Origin of the sequence: Novosphingobium resinovorum, assembly GCF_036352595.1 — a bacterium.
In the GTDB taxonomy this organism is placed as follows: Bacteria; Pseudomonadota; Alphaproteobacteria; order Sphingomonadales; family Sphingomonadaceae; genus Novosphingobium; species Novosphingobium resinovorum_B.
Genome location: NZ_JAZFAX010000086.1, coordinates 1 through 4055 on the forward strand (window position 1 = coordinate 1; position 4055 = coordinate 4055).

General features: G+C 60.9%; 5 protein-coding genes. 3 read left to right on the forward strand and 2 right to left on the reverse strand.

What is annotated here, in order from left to right; genetic code table 11:
- Nucleotides 1-358 precede the first annotated feature (358 nt).
- Nucleotides 359-1189 (forward strand): 23S rRNA (adenine(2030)-N(6))-methyltransferase RlmJ, encoded by an 831-nt coding sequence (locus V2S85_RS26795; RefSeq protein ID WP_330705829.1) that lies wholly within the window; start codon nucleotides 359-361, stop codon nucleotides 1187-1189.
- Nucleotides 1190-1362: 173 nt separating this feature from the next.
- Nucleotides 1363-1683 (forward strand): hypothetical protein, encoded by a 321-nt coding sequence (locus V2S85_RS26800; RefSeq protein ID WP_271181396.1) that lies wholly within the window; start codon nucleotides 1363-1365, stop codon nucleotides 1681-1683.
- A gap of 156 nt (nucleotides 1684-1839) precedes the next feature.
- Here the strand turns inward: V2S85_RS26800 and V2S85_RS26805 are convergent, their stop codons facing one another.
- Entirely contained in the window at nucleotides 1840-2682 is an 843-nt protein-coding gene (locus tag V2S85_RS26805) for a helix-turn-helix transcriptional regulator (RefSeq protein WP_330705830.1), read from the reverse strand.
- A 102-nt stretch (nucleotides 2683-2784) separates the two neighbouring features.
- On the opposite strand from V2S85_RS26805, the gene V2S85_RS26810 reads away from it, so the two are divergent.
- Nucleotides 2785-3684, forward strand: a complete 900-nt coding sequence (locus V2S85_RS26810; protein ID WP_330705831.1) for an SDR family oxidoreductase — start codon at nucleotides 2785-2787, stop codon at nucleotides 3682-3684.
- A 61-nt stretch (nucleotides 3685-3745) separates the two neighbouring features.
- Here V2S85_RS26810 and V2S85_RS26815 read toward each other — a convergent pair whose 3' ends face one another.
- Entirely contained in the window at nucleotides 3746-3913 is a 168-nt protein-coding gene (locus V2S85_RS26815) for a hypothetical protein (RefSeq protein WP_330705832.1), read from the reverse strand.
- Between the last annotated feature and the right edge of the window lie 142 nt (nucleotides 3914-4055).

Here is a 4055-nt window from a genome sequence, read left to right on the forward strand (position 1 = left end):
AGGCGGTCTGGCTTACGGAGGTAGAGTAGACCTGTTTGCCAGCGGTGAAGCGTCAAAGCTGATCCCAAGGCGGTGTCCCGCGAGGAAACGCAGAGACGAACGATCTGCGAAGGTAGTCAGATGGGCTGCAAAGCTCGCATCGAGTCAATGCAACGTTCGCCTCTGTGAGACCCGATACAGCACGACCAGACTCCGGCCCGGCCAGTGGGACAGATCCATGAAACCCTCAAGGGATCGGCACCGCCAAGCTCTGCAATTACAGATCCTGAGCCTAACAAGAAAGACACGCTCATAATTTCGCTTTGCAGAAGGTTCAGCAGTTCGTTTAAAGGCCGATCGTCAGAATTTTTGAGCCGCAATGAATTATCGCCATTCCTTCCATGCCGGCAATAGCGCCGATGTCGTCAAACACAGCCTCCTCATCGCCTTGGTGCGGGCCTTGCAGCAGAAGCCGGGCGCGCTGACTCTGATCGACACCCATGCCGGCTGCGGGCTGTACGATCTTGGCGGTGACGAAGCTCGACGCACCGGCGAGGCCACGCAGGGTGTTCTGCAGGCCTTTGCCGACCCGGCCCCCTTGCTGGACGACTACCGTGCCGCCGTGCAGGCGGTGAATGTGGATGGCGAACCTCAGCTTTACCCCGGCTCGCCGCAGTTTCTGACGCAGCTTTTGCGCCAGCAGGATTTCCTGATCCTCAACGAAAAACACCCGGAAGACGCTGACACCCTGCGCGGCGTGATGAGAGGCACCGGCGCAGCCGTGCATCAACGCGACGCCTATGAACTGTGGCTGGCTATGGTGCCGCCTCGTACTGCGCGCGGCGTGGTGGTGGTCGATCCGCCCTATGAGCAGACAGACGAACGCGCACGCATCACCACCACCCTTTCCGCCGCTCATCGAAAATGGGCGCATGGCGTGACGATGATCTGGTATCCGCTGAAAGACGGCGCCACGCACCAGCGATGGAAGGCGCAGTTGCGCAAGCTCGGCATCCCTAAATTGCTGGTGGTGGAGCATTGGCTCTACGATAGCGAGCAGCCCGGCATCTATAACGGCGCGGGCCTCTTCATCGTCAATCCGCCCTACGCGTTCACGCAAACACTGGCTCCACTGCTGGAAGCTTTGCGCGCGGCGTTAGCCCCCGAAGGACACAAGGGCGAGATTATATGCGCTTGGTTGGGCGGCTGAAATGCCCCTATCCTTCCCTTCTTTCGAAGGGGGGAAGGGCCGGGCTCTGAAGGACGCCGCCTGCACAGGCAATCAGCCTTCGTTCACCGCATGCCTCAAGGAAGTGGACGCGTATCAGGCGATGAGCATGAGTGAAGGGTGGAGTGTAGCTGCCGGTATGCTAGAGGCATGTCATGCTTCATAAACATGGCCGTGGCGGCACCGTCGAAATCGATGGGTTCAAATACGACTGGGAACTCCTCACCGACCCTCAATTATCCTCTTCGGATGGCTGGAAGGGCATGACGGTGTCCCTGCGTCAGCACGACATGCCACGTGAAGCAGTGCTGGAATTTCCAGCGCCAAAGCGCCTGTTGAAAGGATTGCCGAAAGGGCGATTACATATCAACGACACGATTGCTTCACGCGGCGTGCGAGCAGCATTGTCGGCAGGATGGGATCCGACATCGCGAGGCAAACCTATTGTATTTATGGTCGATGCCAACGGCGACTAAGCGGACGCAAATCGTCGATTCCCACACCGCAGATATAAACTTAGTCGGCCAACATCGTACCATTCCTACTTCGTGACCGACAAAGCAGACGGGCTACACCTGGGGAATGGAAATCGGCGATTGAGTGACCAACCAGGGTCGACCTCAGCGTCGAGCTTAAAACCCTGCTCCCTCTGGAACACGGCCAGCTTCAAGAAAAGCCTTCAGGCGGCCGGCCGTTTCGGGGGTCGCCGGATTGTAGATCATCATAACCAGATCCTGCCGCCCCTCGACGGAGAAGGTGGAGAATTCCAACTCGACTGGTCCAATTTCAGGATGGTGCAAGCGCTTCACGCCTTCGCCATGCCCGACCACCTCATTATCCCGCCACAGGGCTGCGAATTCGGGGCTCATGGCGGATAGCTCATCGACAAGCTGGCGGATTTCCGCGCCAGCGCCCGCTCTTGCGGCATCCGCGCGGAACGCTCCGACCACGAAGCGCGCCACGCTGTACCAATCCTCCTGCGCCGCCTTCACCCGGGAATCGGAGAACATCAGACGCAGGATGTTGCGGTCCTGGCGTGAAAGGCGCGAATAATCGGTCAGGACCACCGCAGCAGCCCTGTTCCATGCCACGACATCCCAGGTCGCCGTCCGGATGATCGCGGGACTGGTCGCAATGGCGTCAAGCACGCGCTGCAACCGGGGCGATATGCCTGCCGGCTCGCTATAACGCACTTCCGGCGGATGGCCGAATGCAAGGATATGGAGATGTTCGCGCTCCGGCTCGGTCAGCATCATTCCGGCCGCGATGCGCTCGATCACATCCGCGGAAGGCGCGCCACCACGGCCCTGTTCCAGCCAGGTGTACCAGGTCGCGCTGATATTGGCGCGCTGCGCCACTTCTTCGCGGCGAAGGCCCGGCGTCCGGCGGCGAGCGGTCGAGAAGCCGAACGTCGCCGGGTCAAGCCGCATGCGGCGATCGCGCAGGAACTGGCCGAGGGCGTTGTCGATTTCCACCAGAAGTCCAGACTGTTGGGATTTATACCATGATAAGATCACTACTTTAACAGGAAGATATGCCGGCGGATAGGTTGTCCGAACACTATCGGAGTATCGATGATGCGTATTTTTCTCACGGGTGCGACAGGCTTCATCGGGTCGCGCATTGTGCCCGAACTGCTGGCCGCAGGCCATGACGTGCTCGGCCTGACCCGATCCGAGGCCGGCGCAGCCTCCCTCGTTGCGGCGGGCGCGAAGGCGCATCGGGGTACGCTGGAGGATCTGGACAGCATCCGCGCCGGGGCGGCCAATGCCGATGCCGTGATCCATACCGCGTTCGATCACGATTTCTCCAACTTCGTCGCAAATTGCGAGAAGGATCGGCGTGTGATCGCGGCGCTGGGGGCCGTGCTGAAAGGAAGCGAGCGTCCACTTCTCATCACCTCAGGCACGGGCATCGGGGATCCGGGCGATGGCACGCCTGCCGTGGAAGATGTGCTGAACCTCCATCACCCCAACCCGCGCATCGCTTCGGAAATGGCTGGACAGGCACTGCTGGAGGAGGGCGTGAATGTTTCGGTGATGCGCCTGCCGCAGGTGCATGACACGGTGAAGCAGGGCCTCATCACGCCCTATATCCAGATGGCGCGGGAGAAGGGGAGTGTGGCCTATGTCGGCGATGGCGGCAATCGCTGGCCTGCCGCGCATGTCCTCGACGTGGCCAAACTCTATGCGCTTGCGATCGAACGGGCACAGGCCGGCGCGCGGTACCATGCGGTGGCTGAGGAAGGCATATCCGCTCGTGCGATCGCGCAAGTCGTGGGTGTCGGCACCGGCCTGCCGGTCATATCACTGGCTCCGGAGGATGCGCCGGAGCACTTCGGATGGTTTGCCATGTTCGCTGGCCTCGACATGCCGGCGTCGAGCAGGAAGACGCGTGAACTGCTGGATTGGCATCCTGTCGGTCCCGACATGCTTACCGATCTGGAGGCGATGGATTACGCCGCGATTCCGGCCTGATGAATTTGGTGGGGGGCTAGCTGGACCGGCAGGCTCCCACCGAAACTGATGGGCCACCGCCTCATCGTGGCTGTGGCCCATCGACGCGGTCTGCGATGCCAAGCCATTGCGATAATGACCGGGCGACGTCAGCGCCATCCGAAGGTCGATCGCTTGCCCAAGCGACAAAACCGTCGGCGCGAACGAACAGGGCCTGCAGGCCCGACGGTTCGCGCCCGTTGGACGCCAGATAAGTGACCTGGTCGTGACCTGCCCCCCGAAAGGTCCCTCATTCTGATGTAGAGTCTGCCCACGAGAAGGAGCAGACGCATGAGGAAGAGCCGTTTTACCGAGGCGCAGATCATCGGGATGATCAAGGAGCAGGAGTCCGG

Coding starts and splice junctions, on each gene's coding strand:
- V2S85_RS26795 (WP_330705829.1), top strand. CDS start 359: ATGAATTATCGCCATTCCTTCCATGCCGGCAATAGCGCCGATGTCGTC.
- V2S85_RS26800 (WP_271181396.1), top strand. CDS start 1,363: ATGCTTCATAAACATGGCCGTGGCGGCACCGTCGAAATCGATGGGTTC.
- V2S85_RS26810 (WP_330705831.1), top strand. CDS start 2,785: ATGCGTATTTTTCTCACGGGTGCGACAGGCTTCATCGGGTCGCGCATT.